The sequence below is a fragment of the Mesorhizobium sp. M0633 genome, assembly GCF_040320645.1.
In the GTDB taxonomy this organism is placed as follows: Bacteria; Pseudomonadota; Alphaproteobacteria; order Rhizobiales; family Rhizobiaceae; genus Mesorhizobium.
The window spans coordinates 1-17,638 of record NZ_JAMYQC010000018.1 but is presented as its reverse complement, the minus strand read 5'-3'; the positions used below and the strand labels follow the sequence as shown (position 1 = coordinate 17,638).

The following is a 17,638-nucleotide window of genomic DNA, read 5'->3' as shown; positions in this document are numbered from 1 at the left end:
CTAAAGACCGGCGTCCTTGACTTTGCCGTCGACAATGCCGGCAATGGCATCCAGGCATGCCTTGGCATCGCCGCCATAGTCTTGGCCCGTAAGCAACTTGCCGAGCTCAACCGGAATGTCGTTGTTCGACAGATCCGCCCAGATCGGCATGTCCGGCTCAGATCCCATCTGATTGTCGATAGTGTATTTGATCGCGTCGAAATGGCGTGTCGTTCCGGGGCCGACAACGGCCTTCGCCTTGACCCGAGGATCTGTAAAAGAGGAATTGCGCATCGGCGAGGCGCCGCCGCCGAGCGTCGATACCCGCGCCATCACATCCTTCGAGCAGACCCACTGCATGAACAGCCATGCTGCTTCCTTGTTCTTGGAATATTGCGACAGCGAAATCGTCGAGCCACCTTGGTGACCAACGGCCGGGATTTCGTTGAAGCCGCAATCGGCGGCGGCGCGACGGCCAGGAACCTCCTTGGGCGCGGGCAGGGCCTCGAACAGGCCTTTGACCTTGGAATCGTTCGCGTCGAAGCCGGGGAAATCTTCGCCCCAGGTGATTGCCATAGCGGCCTGACCCTGTGTCAGTGCCTGTCCCTGCCCGTCCCAGGTCCAAGTCGTCGCGGAGGGCGGCGAGTTCTTGACCAGCTCCTGATAGAATTGCAGCCCGGCCACGCCGCGCTCGTCATTGCCGACAAACTTCTTGTCTTTGTTGAAGATCGAACCGCCATGGCCCCACAATGCGAAGGTCCAGTCGCATTCCAGCGAATAATGGCCGGACTTCGCCTGGCATGCTGTGCCGAAGATGCCGTTGCTTTTTTCTGCCTCTGTGAGCGCCTGCACGGCCTTGAGGTAGGCGTCGAGGTCTGTCGGCAGCGCAATGTTGTGTTTGTCGAAAAGATCCTTGCGGTACATCAGGATGAAGATCGGAATATCGAATGGAATTCCGCACTGTTTGCCGTTGTACATGGCGATGCCGTCGACCAGCGGCTTGGAGAAATCGTCCCAGTCGAAGTTGGGCATCGCCAGTTCTTTGTTCTGGTCATAATACTCGCGTGGATCGACGACATCCTGGGCAAATGTCGCCATCCAGGACTGGTCGAGATAGTAGACGTCGTAGGTGCCAAGTTGGCCCTGTACGTCTTGCGTCGCCTTGGCGAGAACCTGCTCCAGCGGCACGATCTCGACTTCCACCTCAATGCCGGTTGCCTTGGTGAATTCACCCGCGACAAGCTGGTTGGCAACGATCGTTGGCGGCGTCGCTTCCGAAGTGTAGCGGATTTTGGTGCCGGCATATGGTTTGCCGACGTCGGCCAGCCACTTCAGCATATCGGCGTCCTGGGCGCGGGCTTCTTCAACCCCGAGGCCCAGCATCCCCCGACTGGTGCGGCCACCACCTAGCATGGCTGATCCGAAGGCGGAAAAGCCGACACCAGCGAGCGCCATCTTCCTCATGAAGTCGCGTTTGCTTATTCGGCGCGCCGTAAAGTCATTGCAGGTATCGGCGACGAATGTCTTCTTGTCGTGTTCACTGAAGCTCATGATCGTTCCTCCATTGCGTTTTTGTCGTCGTTCTTCTCGTCTGCGCCTCACTCTTTCAGCGATCCGAGGGTGAGGCCGCGGACCAGATGTCGTTGAACCAGCAGGATAAAGATGAAGCTGGGTATGATCGCGGACGTGCCGAGCGCTGTGATGTAGCCCCACTCGGTCGCGGTCGAGGTGACAAAGGTCGAGATCTTCACCGGCACAGTGCGGATCGACGTTGTCAGGAACAGTGAGAGCAGGAACTCGGTCCACGAAAAGATGAAACACAGCACGGCCGTCGCAGCGATGCCGCCCTTGACCATGGGAAGGACGACGCGTCGAAACGTCTGCCAGCGCGTCGCGCCGTCAATCAGCGCCGCCTCATCAATCTCGCGCGGAACATCGTCGAAGAACGACTTCAAAAGCAAAACCGCCAGCGGCAGGTTAATCAAACTGTGAACGAGGATGAGCCCCGTATAAGTATCGCGCAAGCCGAGATCGCGGAACATGAAAACGATCGGAATGACGATCGCGATTGGCGGCATGAAGCGTTGCGAGAGAATCCAGAACAGGAAGGACTGCTGGCCGCTGAACTGCATTCGCGACAGGCAATAGGCGGCCAGCGTTGCCAGCAGCAGCGTCAGCGCCGTCGATCCGACGGCTATGATGGCGCTATCGAGCAACGACTGACGGGAATCATAGGAACTGGCGCCACCCTTGATGACCCCGGCCGCCTCGCCGCCCTGTTCCATGCCGATGTCGACGCGCGAAACGCCAAGCAACGTCACACGGTAATTGTCCGGCGTTGGCGTGAAACCGGTGTAGACCGGTCCGCTGCGGTCGAAGATCGCCGAATAGGGTTTGATGGACGACAGGGCCCACCACGCGATCGGGAACATAAAGATCGCCACCACCAGGACGGCGAGGACATCACGGCCGATCGTTTGGGCGCGCGACGACTCCATCAGAACCTCACCTTGAACAGCCTGACGAACAGGTTCGACACGACGATCAAGACGACGAGCACGATCAGCGACAGGGTCGCGGCATAGGGAAAGTCTCCGGTGAAGTAGATACGGCCAGCGTAGAATGAAAGCGTCTCGGTGGCCGTGCCAGGCCCGCCGGCGGTGATGATGTAGACGTAGTCGTAGATGCGAAAGAGATCGACGCCGCGGATCAGCACCGCGACCGCTATCACCTTGCGCAGCATCGGCAATGTGAGGCGCAAGAACGTCTGGATGCCGTTGGCACCGTCGATCGCGGCGGCTTCGAAAGGTTCCTTCGGCAGCGCCCTGAGCCCTGCCAGGATGATGAGCACCATGAACGGCGTCCACTGCCATATGTCTGCCAGCAGGATCGCCGCCAGTGCGGTTCCGGGCTGCGTCAGGATCGGCTGTGCCGGCGAGATCAGGTCGAGGGCATAGAGGTAGAACGACAGGACACCGAAAGAACCGTCCTGCATCAGCAGGAACATCATTCCGGTCACCGCCGGCGGCACCACCAGCGGCAGTGTCATCAGCGCCCGCAGCACCCCGTAACCTTTGCGATCGGTGTCAAGCAGAAGCGCGATGAGGATGCCGAGCGCAAGCTGAACCGCAAGCGCGACGAAGGTGTAGATCAGCGTGGTTTCCAGCGAATGCCACATACGCGCATCCGAGAAGGCGCGCGTCCATTGGTGGAGCCCGGCGAAGTCAAGCTGACGGGAAACGACATTGCGTTTGTGAAACGACAGCCAGACTGAATAGGCGAGGGGATAGATGCCGAAAACGAGAAGCATCACCGTGATCGGCGCGAGCCAGGGAAAAGGATGCTCGGCCGTCATGAACCGGGGTAGGGCCCACCTGGAAGTCGGCCGCGTGAGGATAGCGCTGCTCACGTGCAAATCTCCGCTCGGTCACAGAGACGCATCGGCCTTCTCCCTATCGGCCAGATTGTGCCAACTTGAACTTTTGTAAGTTTGTTGTGCCTTTTGTTAAGAACGTGTCGGACGGCCGCCGATTTGTCAAGTGTCGGGTCCGTCAGCGCTCAAGGGATTTGCTCGTGGTAGATCCCGTCATCGCCGGGTATGAAGTTGTTTTTGGAGGGATCGCCGCCGGTAAATGCGGTGGACCAGCATCAAAAGCACTCAGGGCCGCCGCCAACTTTGGCAGCCCAACGAAAGCTACGGAAAGCATCGAGGAGATCGGGAGGACAGCCCGGGGGCTTTTGGAACTCCCCTTAATCCGGCAACAGGATCTGAAGCTTTACGTCCGCGGGCCGGGCTTCGACTGCGCGGTCGAAAGCGGTGATGGAATCTTCGAAGGGGAAGGTCGCCGAAATGAGTGGCTTTAGGTCGACCCGGCCCGACCCCATCAGCGCGATTGCCCGCTCATATTGGTGGGCATATCGGAACACAGTCTCGATGCGGACTTCCTTGGTCGAGGCGGTGGCAATGTCGAGCGCTACAGGCGCCACCGGCAGGCCGACCACCACCACCGCGCCGCCGGGCCGCGGCAGATCGAGCAGGCTCTCCCATGCCTTGGACGAGCCCGAGCATTCGAAAACGACATCGGCGCCCCAGCCATCGGTCAGGAGCTTTACCTCCGCCGCCAGGTTCTTGTCGCGGATGTTGACCGGGATCACGCCTTGATAGCCGCTGGCGATGTCGAGCTTGGGTTGGGCGAAATCTGCAACAATGGCGCGGGCGCACCCGCCGGCGAGTGCCGCGATCGCCACCATCGTCCCGATCGGCCCGGCGCCAATCACCACCGCCGTGTCACCAGGCGCGATCTTTGCTTTGGCAGCCGCCTGCATGCCGACAGCGAAGGGCTCCACCATGGCGCCTTCGGCGAAGCTGACATCGTCGGGCAGTTTGAATGTGTAGTTGGCGGGGTGGACGACATAGGGCGTCAACACACCGTGGATCGGCGGCGTTGCCCAGAATCTGACAGCTGGGTCAATGTTGTAGAGACCGAGCCGGCTCGCCCGCGAATTGGGATCGGGAATACCCGGCTCCATGCAGACGCGGTCGCCGACCTTCAGATGCTCGACGCCTTCCCCTGTTTCGACGACGGTGCCGGCGGCTTCGTGGCCCAAGACCATCGGCGCTTCGACCACGAACGGGCCGATGCGGCCATGCGTGTAGTAGTGCACGTCCGAGCCGCAGATGCCCACCGTATGGATCTTGATGCGAACTTCGCCCGCGCCGACGGTCTGTGGCAGATCGATCCCACGCAGCTTGAGTTCGTGCTGGCGTTCAAGGACAAGGGCGCGAACGTTCGTCATCGACGTAGTCTCCTCTAAAGCCGACTGTTCGAGGCCTCCGCGACCTTGCTTGCATTCGGCACGTTCATCATAGCCGCTCATTCACGGCTTCAAAATCCAGTTCGGAAACGGGTGTTGCAAGATTCCGACTATCCGTACCAACTTCCCGGCCAAGGGACTTTGAAGGCCGACCATGCCGCTGCCGAATTTCGTTTGGATCATTCAGGGTGCTCTGAGGTATCAAGTGATAGATTCGGCATCAGGATAGGAACCAGTGTTTAGAGGGCGACGTGCACACTCGCTGCACACAAAGTTCTCCCTTCTTTCGGTTCTGTTTTGTCGAAGAGGCAACAGGGCATGCTGTGACGCGATGTTTGAGAAATTGTCGCCCGGCTTCGGCTGCCCGGGCGACAGAGCACCTGACAGGGCGCCGTAGCACGACGAAAGAGGGTCTCTTTACTGGGTGTGCGAGATGCTTCTGAGGGCTTCGGCAAAGCACAGGGTGGCCGAACCCGTCGCGGTCCGACGGCGAAGGCTCCGCGTTAGGCGATGTAGGTGCTGCGTCGATCATGGCTCCACCAGTTGCTGGATTGCGTGCATCGGTAGGACGAGCCGGAGGTAGTCCGGCAGCCGCACGAAGCCGTTTCCCTTATAGAAGGCAGCGGCGCGCTCGCTGATGGCATCCACCACCAGCATCGAAGAACCGACTGTGGCCGCGCTCGCATAGGCGCGCCGCACGGCGTCGGCGAGAAGCATCGCACCCAGGCGTTCGCCCTGACGGGCTTCCGAGACCGCCAGCCGTCCGATCAGCGTGGCGCTGACCAGCGGATAGCGCGGGATGTGCTTGCGCGCGGCGGCCGGCACGTCGCCCTGTGCAAGGCTGGTTGCGCAAAGCGTATAATAGCCCAGCATGACATCCGGTTTATCAGGCTCCACTAGAATGAAGACCCCATTCGCCTTGCGCCGCACATCTTGGCTTGCCTGCGTCCGGAGATAACGGTCGAGTCTGTCGACGCCGCAGACAAAGCCGTCCCGGTCGTGATGCGACGCGAGCGCCTCGATCTTCAAATCTGGCCGAGACGCCGCCATGCTCAGGACGCGACCCGGCGCTTGTGCTCGGCCAAGGCGCGGACCAGCCGCTCACTCGGCTCTGGCGGATTGACCAGCGCGTCGAAGAATGCCGCGCGGTCGCGATCGGACAGCACCAACGTCTCATGCTCGGCGATCGTGCGGCGCGCGGTGTCAGTGAGCGCAGTGACGCAGAAGTCGCTGACTTTGCGTCGTGACAGATGCGCTGCCCGCTCGATAAGATCCTTAGTCTCTTCATCCAACCGGAATCCGAGGCGTTCGACGCGGTTGGGCGTCTCTCGTTCGATCTGGGGCTGTTTGCGCGCCATTGGGATCACTCCTGTCGTGGTCTATGTTTCGCAGACAATGTACGTCACATAGACGAACAAATCAAACCGATTTCTGCCCTTCATCCACGCGCTGGTGGTCGAACATCAGCTTCGTCCGCTGTTCGGCTTCTACTGGGTGCTGACGGTCCAGGCAGGCAGGCTCTTCGACAGCCCGCTTCTTCTGTCCCTGTTGTGGTTTACGCTCGGCCAGCAAGAGTGTTCAATGCGTAACGTGTGTATCGTCGTTCGCCAGTTCTAATCAGTGCACCCTTGGCAACGAGGTCCTGCAAATCTCTTGTCGCTGACGCGCGAGATGCCTGAGTGATGGCGATGTAATTCTCGGCGCTGAGACCGCCCTTGAAACCATCTATACCTTCGCGGAACATCCGGGTGATGGCCTTTTCCTGTCGCTCGTTGAAGTGACCGTGGTAGCGTTCGTAAAACTTGGCCTTGGCGACGGAGAATTCGACACGGGCAAGCGTTACGCGCTGCGCCTCAAGGATCGTTTTAGCGAAGTAGAGCAGCCAATCCGTAATCGCGTTGCTCTTGTTGCTGGCCTCGAGATTGTCGTAGTAGGCCTTGCGGTGGCGTTCAATCGTGTACGCCAAAGCGATGAGACTGGGCTCACCCAGCCTTTGCGCCAACGCCTTTTCGCAGAGGGCACGCCCTATGCGCCCGTTGCCATCCTCGAACGGGTGAATGCTCTCGAAATAAAGGTGCGCGATTCCGGCACGCGTCAACGCCGGAATCGGTGTCTTGCCTTTGGGCGCGGTTACGTTGAACCAAGCCGCGAAGGCGTCCATTTCGGTCTTCACCCGGGCCGACGGGGGCGCTTCGAAATGCACTTTGGGCTTATCCAGCCTATTGGAAACGATTTGCATAGCATCGGCATGCTGGCGGTAGCTGCCGATGGTCCCGATACCCCGCTCACCCGACATCGCCATCTTGTGCCAAGCGTAGAGGGTGCGGTGCGAGAGTGTATCGGCGAAATGCAAGTAAACATCGGCCATCATTTCAGCGATGCCGCGCTCGGCCGGCGGAATGTGCCTGATCTCGCTTCCCAGGCCAAGTTGCTGGCGTAAGGATGATTGCAGACTCTCGCGGTTGAGGTATTCCCCTTCAATCGCGGATGTCTTCAAGGCCTCTTCGCTGATAAGGTCGATGCGGATCTGGTCGCGATCGTTGGCACCCACATGACGAAAGACGCCCAGGAACTCGCCCGATCGCAACAGGAACTCGCTTTCCAGCGGTTCCAATACCTTCTTATCGTAGGTAAAATGCGGCCAGTCAGCCTGCTCCCAATTCCATACCATGAGTTATAGAGCACCTTTCTATAACTCATGATGCCACGACAGGTGAGCTATAGCAATCCTCGCTATGCCTCAGGGTCTTCTCGGATACGTCAACAATTGGCGAACGTGTTCGGGGTTCGAGTTGTAGACCGCTATATCGCAAGACCGACTGTTGAGGAGGCGTTCTTGCGGTCGCGCCAATCTGTTTGATTGCAGTTCGAGCTGATCGATCAACCCCCGGGCGGCACCGCGGACTTTCCTGATTGCGCCGGAGTTGATCCAGCCCAGGTCGGCTCTGAAAGGGCCGCTGGACACGTTGAAGGACATAGCTTGAGGCGCCCCGAGAACCGGTCTTTGCACAGCTCCCCTCACGCAGGTATCAAGGGCCGACACGTGTAGCGTCATTATGGAAATCAGCGGCGGTTCCTACCTCACAGGCGTGCGCGGCTTTGCCTGTTCAAGATGTGGGCACGGCTCGGATCTGAACCGGTAGGCTGGAGCACGGAGCCGGCCCCGACGGGCCCTCGGGCTGGGCTCCGGGAACTGTCCTGTCCCTTGGCACTGGAACCCTGATTTCGGGCCAGTCCAACTGGCGGTTGCTAGACGTATAGCAACTCATGCGCCTAAGTTTGCCTACGGCCCGCGCGCACCTGGCAAGCCCGCCCACCCTAGTCCCCCGCTTGGTGCAACAGCGCCCGTCCCGCCCCGCCGCACCTAACCGTGCGGCGGGCTTTTTTTCACGCGGTGGAACACCGGCGCGCAGGGAAGTTCGGGGCATGCCGCATACCCTTCGCCTCACAGTATTGCTGCCGGATCGCTTGCCCTGATCGGCCCACGTCGTCGATCGACAAAGGTTCATTATGGAGCGACAACGCTCGCTAGGGCTTCCCGATGATGGGAGTCATGCTCGGTCCTTTCTCGGCAGGGAGCGGGCAACAAGCCGAAGGCGTTCATAAAGAGTCCAGAACTGCTCGTGCTGAGTTCGGCGATCGTCATAGTTATATGTTTAAGATTCCAAAGGTCAGACAGAGACGGCTGCCGCGCATCCGGTGATTTTCGGGACCTAATGAAGTATCGGCGTTACCTACGCGGGCGGCAACTGGATGGGACTGCGCGGGAGAGCGGGCCAGCTTGGTTCGTCGGCCGTTGGTAGGACGTGCTCAAGCGGCCTTAATCTTCATCTCTGCGCCGAGCACCATCTTTGTCACGGCGGCGAAGTCGAGCTTCCCGGAGCCGAGGACGGGCACTTTCGCAACGACGCGCACTCCGGCGGGCACCATCAGGTCCATGGCGCCGTTGGCCTTAGCGAAGGCCAGGAATTCGGCACGCGTGGCGTTGACGGCCTCGGTGATGAGGATCAGCTTTTCGCCCTTGCGCGCATCTGGCACGGCGGCGACCGCCGAGAGCGAGCCTTTCCACAATTCGCCCGCCAGCGCCTCGACGGCGGCCATCGAGATCATCTCGCCACCGATCTTGGCAAAGCGCTTGGCGCGGCCTCGAATGGTGATGAAGCCGACATCGTCGACGGCGACGACGTCGCCGGTGTCATGCCAGCCGTCTTCGAGCGGTTCGAGCACGCCCGGCTTTTCGGCGCGCAGATAGCCTGCCATGACGTTGGGCCCACGCACGAACAGCCGTCCGCCATCCTCGACGCCAGGCACCGGATCCAGGCGATACTCCATACCCGGCATGATTTTGCCGACGCTGCCGGACCGGTTGTACATCGGCGTGTTGATGGAGATCACCGGCGCGGTTTCGGTCACGCCGTAGCCTTCGAGGATGCGCAGGCCGAACTTTTCCATATAGATCGCGCGCGTCGAAGGCTTGACCGGTTCCGCGCCGGCAAAGCAGTAGCGCACTGACCGGAAGTCGTAGGGGTGTGCGGTGCGGGCATAGCCGGCAAGGAACGTATCGGTGCCGAAGATGATCGTTGCGTTCGAGGCGTAAAGCAACTCCGGCACGATCCGGTAGTGCAGCGGCGAGGGGTAGAAATAGACCGGCACGCCCGAGATCAGCGGCAGCACCGTGCCCGCCGTCATGCCGAAGGAATGGAAGATCGGCAGCACATTGAAGACCTTGTCGCCCGAGTGGAAGTCGATACGCGAGGCGGCCTGGGCGGCATTGGCCAGGATGTTGCGGTGGGTGAGCAGCACGCCCTTGGGCGTGCCTTCGGACCCCGAGGTGAACAGGATCACCGCCGGATCTTCAGACTTGCGGGCGACCCGGGGTGCGCTCTTGCGCAGAAGGCCGAGCAGCTTGTGCCTGAGGCCAATGGTGGCCCGCAGATCATCGAGCCAGACGATGTCGACCGATCGGCCGAGTTCCTCGACCACGGCGCCGAGTTTCGCTTGTTCGACAAAGGCGCGCGAGGTCAGCACGGTGCGCACCTCGGCGGCTTTGCAAGCGGAGAGGATGTTAGCTGCACCGGCAGTGAAGTTCATCATCGCCGGAACCTTGCCGGCCGACATAACGCCGAGCAGCGTCGCACAGGCGCCATTAGCGTTGGGCAGCATGATGCCGAGCGTCTGCTGGCCGGCATAGAGTTTCTTGAATTTCTCGCCAAGCACGGCGGCGGCTGTCAGCAGCTTGCCGTAACTCAGCGAACCGGTGACCGGGTCCTGAACGGCCAGTTGCTTCATGCCGCGTTCGTTCGCCGTCTGGATGATCTTCTCCAGCACAGTCTTGTCGATGTCCTGGGTGCGGAAGACGAGGTCCGACATGACCTGGTAGAGGGCAGCGCCCGCCGCGGCGCGGCGCTTCCGGCCCTTCAGATCCTGCAGTACTTCAAGTTTGACGGGCTCCAGAATGGTCACCTTGACCTTCGGGAACAGCCGGCGGCGAATATGCAGCGAGGTCAGCCGCGAAAAATAGCTCTTCTCCAGCCCGTCGATGCGCACGGGCACGACCATCGAGCCGGTCTTGTCGGCCACCATGGCGGCGCCGTCATAGACCTTCATGAGGCCGCCGGTGACGGTGATCCGCCCTTCGGGGAAGATGACCAGCGGATCGCCGCCTTGCACGATCTTGATCAGCGTGCGGGTCGACATCGGCTTGGCTGGATTGAGCGGCAGCGCACGGGCGAGCTTGAGGAAAGGCTTCATCCACCAGGCCTGGGCGATAGTGTGGTCGATGGCAAAGACGGGCTCTTCCTCGGTCAGCGTCAGGGCCAGCGGACCGTCGAGGAAACTGGCATGGTTGAGCGCCAGGATGGGTGCCGGGCCGGCCGCCTTGAGGTTTTCCAGCCCCTCCACCTCCAGACGATGGAAGGCTCGGAACAGAATGGAAACGAAATCGCGGAAGGCGTTTGTCGGAAGGTATCTCAGCATCAGCCAGGCGGCGACCACGTTGAGTGCGGCGAGGCCGAACAGGATACCTCCAGTGGAGACGCCCGCTGCTTGAATCGCGGCGACAAGTATGCCGCCCACCGTCATGAAGCCTGCATTGACGATGCTCACGGCGGCGACGACGCGAGCGCGGCTGGCTTCGGGCGCCCAGGCTTGCACTGCGGCGAAGGTCGGCACGACAAGAAAGGCGCTGGCAATAGCCATGCCGGCAAGGTCGATCGCAACATGGACCGTGTTTGGCCCGGCGAAGAATATTGCGAGCGTTTCGGCCCTGGGCGAGGGCTGCATGCTCCAGATGATCCAGGCCAGGTCCAAGCCGAATAGTGCCATCAACGCCGTGCCAACCGGGGCTGGCAAGAGCACGATGCGGCCCTGCGACATCCATGCGGCTATGGCAGAGCCAATCGCGATCGAGACGGCGAACACCGCGAGATAGGCGGTGACAGCGATTTCTCCGCCACCGAGCGAATCCTTGACCAACGTAGGCAGGATCGAAAGGACAATGGCCCCGATAAGCCAGAACCACGACGTCATCAGTCCGGCGCGCCAGATCCGCTTGTCGGCACGCAAGCCGTTGACCTGTCGCCACGTCGAGCGAAAGATGTTCCGGTCTATAACGAGGTCGGGTGCAGCAGAACCGGTTGACGGAATGTATCGGCTGACAAACCAGCAACCGATGGCGAGGATCATCATCATCGGCCCGAAGACCGAGACGCCTATGCCATCGGCCGAGACGACGCCTCCGGCGATAGTGCCGCCGAGGATGGCGGCGAAGGTTGCCGATTCGATCCAGGCATTGGCGCGGGGCAATTCCTTGCGCTCGAGATGATCCGGCAGGATGCCGTACTTGATCGGTCCGAACAGTGCCGAGATGATGCCGAACATGAGCAACGCCATCATCAGCACCGGGATCGACGACAGCGCGATCCCAACGACAGCGACAGCCGCAGCGGCGATCTCGGTGAATTTCAGCCGACGGGCGATGAGCGCCTTGTCGAACCGGTCGGCGATCTCGCCACCAAGGGCGGACAGGAGCAGGAAAGGAGCCATGAAGACGGCACCCGCCAGGGTGATCAGTGATGCCGCCTTGTCCGCCGCCAGGGTGAACAGAATAAGGAAAACCAGCGTGTTCTTGAGGAAATTGTCGTTGAAGGCGGACAGGAACTGCGTCCAGAAGAGAGGCGCAAAACGCCGTGAAGTCATCAGATGACTGTTCGTGGGGTTGTTCGTGACGATTTCCATAGCGGCGACTTCCATTGGGCAGACCGTTGAAGATCCTGGTCGGATCGATCCGCGGTCTTGCGCGGTTTGAGCCTTTTTGTAGTGGGAACCCGATTACGCTTCGTTACTGCGGCTCACATTGATCAGCAGCTTTCGGTGTTGCCGGTTGATGAAGCGGCTTGCCTCTTCCGCGTCTCGCGGTGTCTTGGTGATGGTTGAGGTATCCACGAGCCTGGTCGCGGCCATCGGGCAGAACCCCTTGGCGGCTATGCTTGCCCCATGAAATTGATGCCGCCGTCATCATCCAGGCGGCGATAGCGAAAGTGGGCGTGGTCAACGTTTGCAGGCGCTTGAACCTTTGGGAGCATAGCTGTTGGAGGTCATCGATATTGTCTTTTGGTTTCAGGGTGAGGTTGCGCCGGCGTTGGTCTGTTTCCGGGTTCGATACATCAGCCGGTCTTGCGACAGTCTTTCGCAGCCGGTCGAGGACGGCGTCAGTGAGCCGGCTCGCTTCATCGGCATGAGCGGTGACGGCATACGTCATCAAAGCAATAAGACTGCCCGCATCCTCACCCCGTCGTTTGGTCGAAAGTAAGGTGGGACAATCAGAGTGCGCAAACTTGTCATTACTGATACTGCGCTTCACCCCAGCTTTTAGCGTGCGCCCTTCGGCATATGCGTGGTTCACCATTCCTTCACTTTATTAGCGCACGTTCATATGCGGACATGTTGGTGTAGCTTGTACGTGCCCAAAGCCCCGGCGCATCGACCCAGCGCTGGGGCTTTTTTGTCCGCCTGGTAATCCGCGTGTTCGCCAGACAGGGGCGTGAACTGCGCAGTCGCCCTTGAAGGTGAGTTCGCCGCTGTGGTGTCCTCTTGCATCGACCAAGCTCAAGGCAACGCCATCGACTTGAGCCTAGCTGTGCGTGTTTCGACATTTCGACGTCGCGGTGTCGGATGCTTTTACATCTGAGAGCTACGCGCGTTCGTTTGCAGACGGTCAGGCGTTCCGACTGGGCGTTCAGGTCGCGGAGATGAAGAAGGCGGCCTAGCTGCGCGCTTGGCCAAGGCCGCATGGCGATTGAAGCCCGAGTGACCAAAGTCGGTCGAAAAAGCGGCAACGCTTACGATCTGCCACGCGCGGCAAGTGACCAAGTAGCCTCACTCGCTCATCGCATGAAGCACGTCGTGCTTGATGATCTCGATGCTGCGCAGATTGAGCAGGCGGATGACGCCTTTGTCCTTCAGCCGGGTGAAAACCCGCGACACGGTTTCGATGGTGAGGCCGAGATAATCGCCAATATCCATGCGCGACATCGGCAGTTCGACCTGTCGCAAGCCGCCCTGCCGCTCCGCCATGTCGACCAGGAACGCGGCGACGCGTTCGATGGCATTCTGACGGCCGAGAACCAAGAGATGTTCCTGCGCTCTCGTCAGGCCCTTGAGAGCCAACGGCAGCAGCTGACGGGAGAGATCCGCACCAGTGGCAAAGCGGAAGACGCGGACACCCACGGCGTTGATGGCTTCGGCGAAAAAATGATGGGTGGTGCCGGCTTCGAAACCGAATGTCTCTCCGGCCAGATGGAAGGCACTTATCTGCCTGCGACCGTCCGCAAGCAGGCGGTAAACACGCACGGCGCCAAACTCGACCTGATAGAAGGCTCCGGCCTTTTCACCTTGCGCATAGATTTCCGAACCGCAGCGAAAGAAGCTGACCGGCTGTAGCAGTGTCGGATCGAATGCCGTAGGCAGGCTCGACTGTAAGCCGTGCGACGGCAGTGAAATTCTGGAGCTCGATTGGGCGTGCATGGCTGTTTCCCGGTTGATCCGTAGCACAGCAATCGCGCGAATCAGCAGGTCGCGAAATTCGGTTCTATCCCTACGGGAAACTACCTAGTGCTTGGCTGGCAAAGCGGTGAAGGCCGGCAGCGTGCGTACGCGGCGCTCGCCTTCTCGGGAACTTGCGCATGCTTCTGCCGACTTGTGCCGCATTGAAATTGTCGGAGCACGCAATCATCAGCGTCGGTCGACAGTCATACTGGCAGACTGGCAACGGAAACGCGGTTTCGACAGGTCGGCAACCGGGCCGAAATCCGCCGCCTGCAATCGCGACTGAAATCACTGGTGAGGATGCAGGAGTGGGCAACGAAAGCCAGATTGCCAAGATCGGAATCAGAGCCGTCGACATCATCGACGTCGACATGGCTCGCATTCAGATGATCTTCCCGGCTAAGCCCGACGAGGCGACCGGTGGGCGCTGAAGGTAACGGCTTTCGCTTGGTCGCCGTCGTCGCAAGGCACTTGGCAGGGCCATCTTAACGAGGCCCGGACGATGGTGGACGAACGGGTGATGAAAGCCATCACCGCCGAGGACGCCTCGTGAGCCGCGCCGAAAGGGATCGCAATTCTTCGAAGTTATGGAGTTTTCGGGAATGGCGATCCTTTCTTTGGTGGCGAGGCCGAGGGACAATTGATTGAACAGTTCGCGAGATGCCGATTCGCGCAGTCGCGCCAGCTATGTCCTGGCTGCAACGCATCCAACGTTACTATCCATCCTGACATGAACGCGCCGGCAGTCATGCTACTGTGGAAGCGCAGCTGGCCGATCCTACGACATCGTTCTGGCAGCCTGCCATGAAGTGAAGAGGAGAGTTCACCATGTCCAGGATGAATCGCCGCGCCTTGCTTCTCAACGCCGCCAGCGCCGTTGTCGCCTCGACGGTTGCGGCATCGGCTTTCGCCACAAAGCCGCGACGGGAGGACCGGGAACCGTCCCGCGATCTGCGGGCGCTGATCAATGCGCACAAGGCAGCGTACGCGGCATTCGGCAAGGCGATCCACGAAATGGGCGGCAGTAACCGCGACCACGACAGAGCCAGCCGGGCTGAGGAAAGGTCGCTGCTGGCTGTATGCGCCTATCCTGCGGTCAGGGAAGGTGATCGCCGGTCCAAGGCCCGATATCTTTTGAAGATCGAGGCGCGCGGTGAGCTCGACTTGGCAGAGCATATGCAAGCTCTTCTCCGCTCGACGATGGGGGAGGGATAGGACCGGGATTGCGTGTCCTGCTTTTCGTCGATGGCATTCGTGTGCAGCTAGAACCAGGCGTCGAGCCAGTTGCCTATGCCTCGCTCGATAGCATATTGCGAGCGGCATAGAGTTCGCCAATGAAGTCGGTGATCAAGGTCGAATTGATGCCGTCCGGCGGGCGCAGGAGTAGCGCGCGGAAATTGACGGCTGGCTCGAATGGCCTGGCCAAAATACCGCCGATCATGCCGTCCGCAATGACGGAGGGATTGACCAAGCCGATTCCCATGCCCTTCGCTGCAAGGATAGCGATGGTCAGGCCGTAGGGCGTTTCGATCAGGATGCGCGGCCGTACCCCATGCGCGGCCAGGATCTTGTCCATCGCGAGCCGAGCCGTATCTTCCGGCGACAATGCCAGGAAGGCCTCGTCGGCGAGATCGGCCGGCGTGATTATCTGCTTCCGCGCCAGCCGGTGGTTCGTCGGCATTACACAGACGGCGCGCGGCGTGGTGAAGATGCTGTGCAGCACGCCGCTGGTATCGACCTCGTCGGCCGCGAGCCCGATATCGAAACTGCCAGAGGCCACCAGGTCGCGCACGATATTGGAGGTGCGGACCTGATAGCTGATTCGCACCTGCGGATGCCGGCGTGAGAACGCTACGATGGCGCGCGGCACCAGCCCATGCCCGAGTGCCGACAGGCAGGCGACGCGGATGGTACCGGTTCCGACCTCCTTGATCTGGGCCGCCCGCAGCTTGAGCCGGTCGAGCCCGACCAGGTTGGCCTTTACCTCGGCATGGAACAACTCCCCTTCGCGTGTCGGCACCAGCCTGCCACGAATGCGGTCGAAAAGCCTGAAGCCGAGTTCGGCCTCTAGCTTGGCTAGCGAACGGCTGATGGCCGGCTGCGAGGTATCCAGCAGCGCGGCCGCCGCGCCGGCACCGCGCGTGATCATGATCGCGTTGAAGACATCGATGTCGCGCAGGTTCATAGTCAGCCCATATCAAAAGCGAATTAACTTTATCGCTGCGGTCATAGATGGCAATGGGTGAGCCGGCTAAGCTGCGCCTATGAACCGACGCGATGACACTTCACATGTCCATCCTCCCAAGCGCTCGGAGGAACCGTTCCAGGCGGTGGCGATGCCGGTCGAGCGAGCCTCGACCGTGGTCTTTGACGATCTGGAATCGTTCGAGCTTCGCGTCGAGCGTCTGTACGACGGGTTCAGCTACGGACTTTACGGCACACCGACCAGCCGGCAGCTCGAAGATCATATCGCCGTGTTGGAATGCGGATCGCGGGCTCTCGTCGTCCCGTCGGGCATGGCGGCCATGACGCTGGCGACCATGGCTGTCTGCCGTGGCGGCGAAAGCGTTCTGATCCCGGAGACGCTCTATGGCCCGGCGCGCGACATGGCCGAGCGTTTTCTCGGCCCACTCGGGATCGAGGCGGTTTCCTACGATCCACGGCTGGACGCAAGTATCGCGGCCATGATCGACGGCAGAACGCGGCTGGTCTGGGCAGAATCGCCTGGCTCAGCCACCTTCGAAGTTCAGGATGTGCCAGCCATCACGGCCGCGGCCCACAAGGCCGGCGCGCTCGTTGCGGCCGACAACACCTGGGCCTCGCATCTGCTGTTCAAGCCGCTCGCTCATGGCGTCGACATCTCGATGCAGGCGCTTTCCAAACACGCCGGCGGCCACGGCGACCTCTTGATGGGCTCGCTCGCAGTGCATGACCATGCCCTGTTCCGGCGCCTGAAGGATACAGCGCGTTTCCTTGGCTATGGCGTCTCGCCCGAGGATTGCGCGCTGTGCGAGCGCGGCCTGATGACGATGCCGGTGCGCATGCGCCACGCCGACGGTACAGCGCGCAAGATTGTCGCCTGGCTGTCGGGGCGCCCGGAAGTCGCGCAGATCTTGCATCCTGCGGAGCCTGGCCATCCCGGCCACGCGGTCTGGAAGCGTGACTTCGCCGGATCGGCGGGCGTGTTCTCCTTCGTGCTGCGGCCGGAACTGGCGCCACTGCAATCCGATGTTCTGCGCAGCCTGCGGCTGTTCAGGCTCGGCGCAAGCTGGGGCGGCGTGCATTCGCTGATTGCCGTCAGCGATCCCCGCAAGGGCCGCGCCAGCCTCGACTGGCTGAAGCCCGGCCCGGTCTGGCGCCTGTCGATCGGCCTTGAGGCGCTCGAAGATCTTCTGGCTGACCTTTCTCAGGCCTTCGAACTTTTTGCTGAAGCCCGGCGCAACGGAACCGCCGCGGCCGACGTCAACGCCGCAGAATGACGACAACTCAACGACAAGGGGAATGATTATGAAACATCAAGGTCTGAAATGGCTCACGGGTCTGGCGATAGGATTGGCCAGCCTGACTACGGGCGCCGTGGACGCCAGCGCGCAGGCGGTAATCAACAAGATCAAGGAGCGCGGCTATGTCAGCTGCGGCGCCAGCCAGGGCGTGCCCGGTCTATCCCGGCCGGACGAGAAGGGGTATTATCGCGGGTTCGATTCCGACATCTGCCGCACTTTCGCGGTCGCCATCCTCGGCGACAGAGACAAGATCCGTTACGTGCCCCTTAACGCAGGCCAGCGTTTTGCTGCGCTAC

The 17,638-nt window shown here is 60.8% G+C and carries 14 protein-coding genes and 1 pseudogene; 4 read left to right on the top strand and 11 right to left on the bottom strand.

The annotated features are described in order from the left end of the window. The 10 genes from NKI47_RS19395 to NKI47_RS19350 form a co-directional block, all read right to left on the bottom strand. A complete protein-coding gene (locus NKI47_RS19395) occupies positions 1 to 1,530 on the bottom strand; it encodes an ABC transporter substrate-binding protein (protein WP_352592724.1) in 1,530 nt (509 codons plus the stop codon). Positions 1,531 to 1,577: 47 nt separating this feature from the next. Next, positions 1,578 to 2,477 (bottom strand): carbohydrate ABC transporter permease, encoded by a 900-nt coding sequence (locus NKI47_RS19390; RefSeq protein ID WP_352592721.1) that lies wholly within the window; start codon positions 2,475 to 2,477, stop codon positions 1,578 to 1,580. Beyond that, the gene (locus NKI47_RS19385) at positions 2,477 to 3,388 is read right to left on the bottom strand and encodes a carbohydrate ABC transporter permease (RefSeq protein WP_292655834.1); all 912 of its coding nucleotides are present in this window, start codon (positions 3,386 to 3,388) and stop codon (positions 2,477 to 2,479) included. The genes NKI47_RS19390 and NKI47_RS19385 overlap by 1 nt, the downstream gene beginning before the upstream one ends. 341 nt (positions 3,389 to 3,729) lie before the next feature. After that, positions 3,730 to 4,776, bottom strand: a complete 1,047-nt coding sequence (locus NKI47_RS19380; RefSeq protein ID WP_352592718.1) for an NAD(P)-dependent alcohol dehydrogenase — start codon at positions 4,774 to 4,776, stop codon at positions 3,730 to 3,732. A gap of 546 nt (positions 4,777 to 5,322) precedes the next feature. Beyond that, positions 5,323 to 5,823, bottom strand: a complete 501-nt coding sequence (locus tag NKI47_RS19375) for a GNAT family N-acetyltransferase (protein WP_352592715.1) — start codon at positions 5,821 to 5,823, stop codon at positions 5,323 to 5,325. A 23-nt stretch (positions 5,824 to 5,846) separates the two neighbouring features. Then, positions 5,847 to 6,152, bottom strand: a complete 306-nt coding sequence (locus NKI47_RS19370) for a type II toxin-antitoxin system TacA family antitoxin (protein WP_352592712.1) — start codon at positions 6,150 to 6,152, stop codon at positions 5,847 to 5,849. A gap of 197 nt (positions 6,153 to 6,349) precedes the next feature. After that, on the bottom strand, positions 6,350 to 7,465 hold the full coding sequence (locus NKI47_RS19365) for a Fic family protein (protein WP_352592709.1): 1,116 nt from the start codon (positions 7,463 to 7,465) through the stop codon (positions 6,350 to 6,352). Positions 7,466 to 8,604: 1,139 nt separating this feature from the next. Beyond that, entirely contained in the window at positions 8,605 to 12,030 is a 3,426-nt protein-coding gene (locus NKI47_RS19360) for an acyl-[ACP]--phospholipid O-acyltransferase (RefSeq protein WP_352592706.1), read from the bottom strand. A gap of 103 nt (positions 12,031 to 12,133) precedes the next feature. Continuing rightward, the gene (locus tag NKI47_RS19355; RefSeq protein ID WP_352592703.1) at positions 12,134 to 12,700 is read right to left on the bottom strand and encodes a hypothetical protein; all 567 of its coding nucleotides are present in this window, start codon (positions 12,698 to 12,700) and stop codon (positions 12,134 to 12,136) included. A gap of 470 nt (positions 12,701 to 13,170) precedes the next feature. Beyond that, positions 13,171 to 13,818, bottom strand: coding sequence for a helix-turn-helix domain-containing protein (locus NKI47_RS19350; protein WP_352592700.1), 648 nt, complete (start codon positions 13,816 to 13,818; stop codon positions 13,171 to 13,173). Positions 13,819 to 13,976: 158 nt separating this feature from the next. On the opposite strand from NKI47_RS19350, the gene NKI47_RS19345 reads away from it, so the two are divergent. Next, positions 13,977 to 14,270: a hypothetical protein gene (locus NKI47_RS19345; RefSeq protein WP_352592697.1), complete on the top strand. Its 294-nt coding sequence runs from the start codon at positions 13,977 to 13,979 to the stop codon at positions 14,268 to 14,270. Positions 14,271 to 14,667: 397 nt separating this feature from the next. After that, on the top strand, positions 14,668 to 15,054 hold the full coding sequence (locus NKI47_RS19340) for a hypothetical protein (RefSeq protein WP_352592694.1): 387 nt from the start codon (positions 14,668 to 14,670) through the stop codon (positions 15,052 to 15,054). 73 nt (positions 15,055 to 15,127) lie between these two features. On the opposite strand, the gene NKI47_RS19335 is transcribed toward NKI47_RS19340, so the two are convergent. Further along, positions 15,128 to 16,024, bottom strand: a complete 897-nt coding sequence (locus tag NKI47_RS19335; protein ID WP_352592692.1) for a LysR family transcriptional regulator — start codon at positions 16,022 to 16,024, stop codon at positions 15,128 to 15,130. Positions 16,025 to 16,103: 79 nt separating this feature from the next. Here NKI47_RS19335 and NKI47_RS19330 point away from each other — a divergent pair, with 79 nt between their 5' ends. Both NKI47_RS19330 and NKI47_RS19325 read left to right on the top strand, forming a co-directional pair. Then, the gene (locus tag NKI47_RS19330) at positions 16,104 to 17,318 is read left to right on the top strand and encodes a trans-sulfuration enzyme family protein (RefSeq protein ID WP_352455524.1); all 1,215 of its coding nucleotides are present in this window, start codon (positions 16,104 to 16,106) and stop codon (positions 17,316 to 17,318) included. Between the two features lie 28 nt (positions 17,319 to 17,346). Beyond that, positions 17,347 to 17,638 (top strand): annotated as a pseudogene (locus NKI47_RS19325) (transporter substrate-binding domain-containing protein); the annotation flags it as partial.

Coding starts and splice junctions, on each gene's coding strand:
- NKI47_RS19395 (WP_352592724.1), bottom strand. CDS start 1,530: ATGAGCTTCAGTGAACACGACAAGAAGACATTCGTCGCCGATACCTGC.
- NKI47_RS19390 (WP_352592721.1), bottom strand. CDS start 2,477: ATGGAGTCGTCGCGCGCCCAAACGATCGGCCGTGATGTCCTCGCCGTC.
- NKI47_RS19380 (WP_352592718.1), bottom strand. CDS start 4,776: ATGACGAACGTTCGCGCCCTTGTCCTTGAACGCCAGCACGAACTCAAG.
- NKI47_RS19370 (WP_352592712.1), bottom strand. CDS start 6,152: ATGGCGCGCAAACAGCCCCAGATCGAACGAGAGACGCCCAACCGCGTC.
- NKI47_RS19365 (WP_352592709.1), bottom strand. CDS start 7,465: ATGGTATGGAATTGGGAGCAGGCTGACTGGCCGCATTTTACCTACGAT.
- NKI47_RS19360 (WP_352592706.1), bottom strand. CDS start 12,030: ATGGAAATCGTCACGAACAACCCCACGAACAGTCATCTGATGACTTCA.
- NKI47_RS19355 (WP_352592703.1), bottom strand. CDS start 12,700: ATGGTGAACCACGCATATGCCGAAGGGCGCACGCTAAAAGCTGGGGTG.
- NKI47_RS19350 (WP_352592700.1), bottom strand. CDS start 13,818: ATGCACGCCCAATCGAGCTCCAGAATTTCACTGCCGTCGCACGGCTTA.
- NKI47_RS19345 (WP_352592697.1), top strand. CDS start 13,977: ATGCTTCTGCCGACTTGTGCCGCATTGAAATTGTCGGAGCACGCAATC.
- NKI47_RS19340 (WP_352592694.1), top strand. CDS start 14,668: ATGTCCAGGATGAATCGCCGCGCCTTGCTTCTCAACGCCGCCAGCGCC.
- NKI47_RS19335 (WP_352592692.1), bottom strand. CDS start 16,024: ATGAACCTGCGCGACATCGATGTCTTCAACGCGATCATGATCACGCGC.
- NKI47_RS19330 (WP_352455524.1), top strand. CDS start 16,104: ATGAACCGACGCGATGACACTTCACATGTCCATCCTCCCAAGCGCTCG.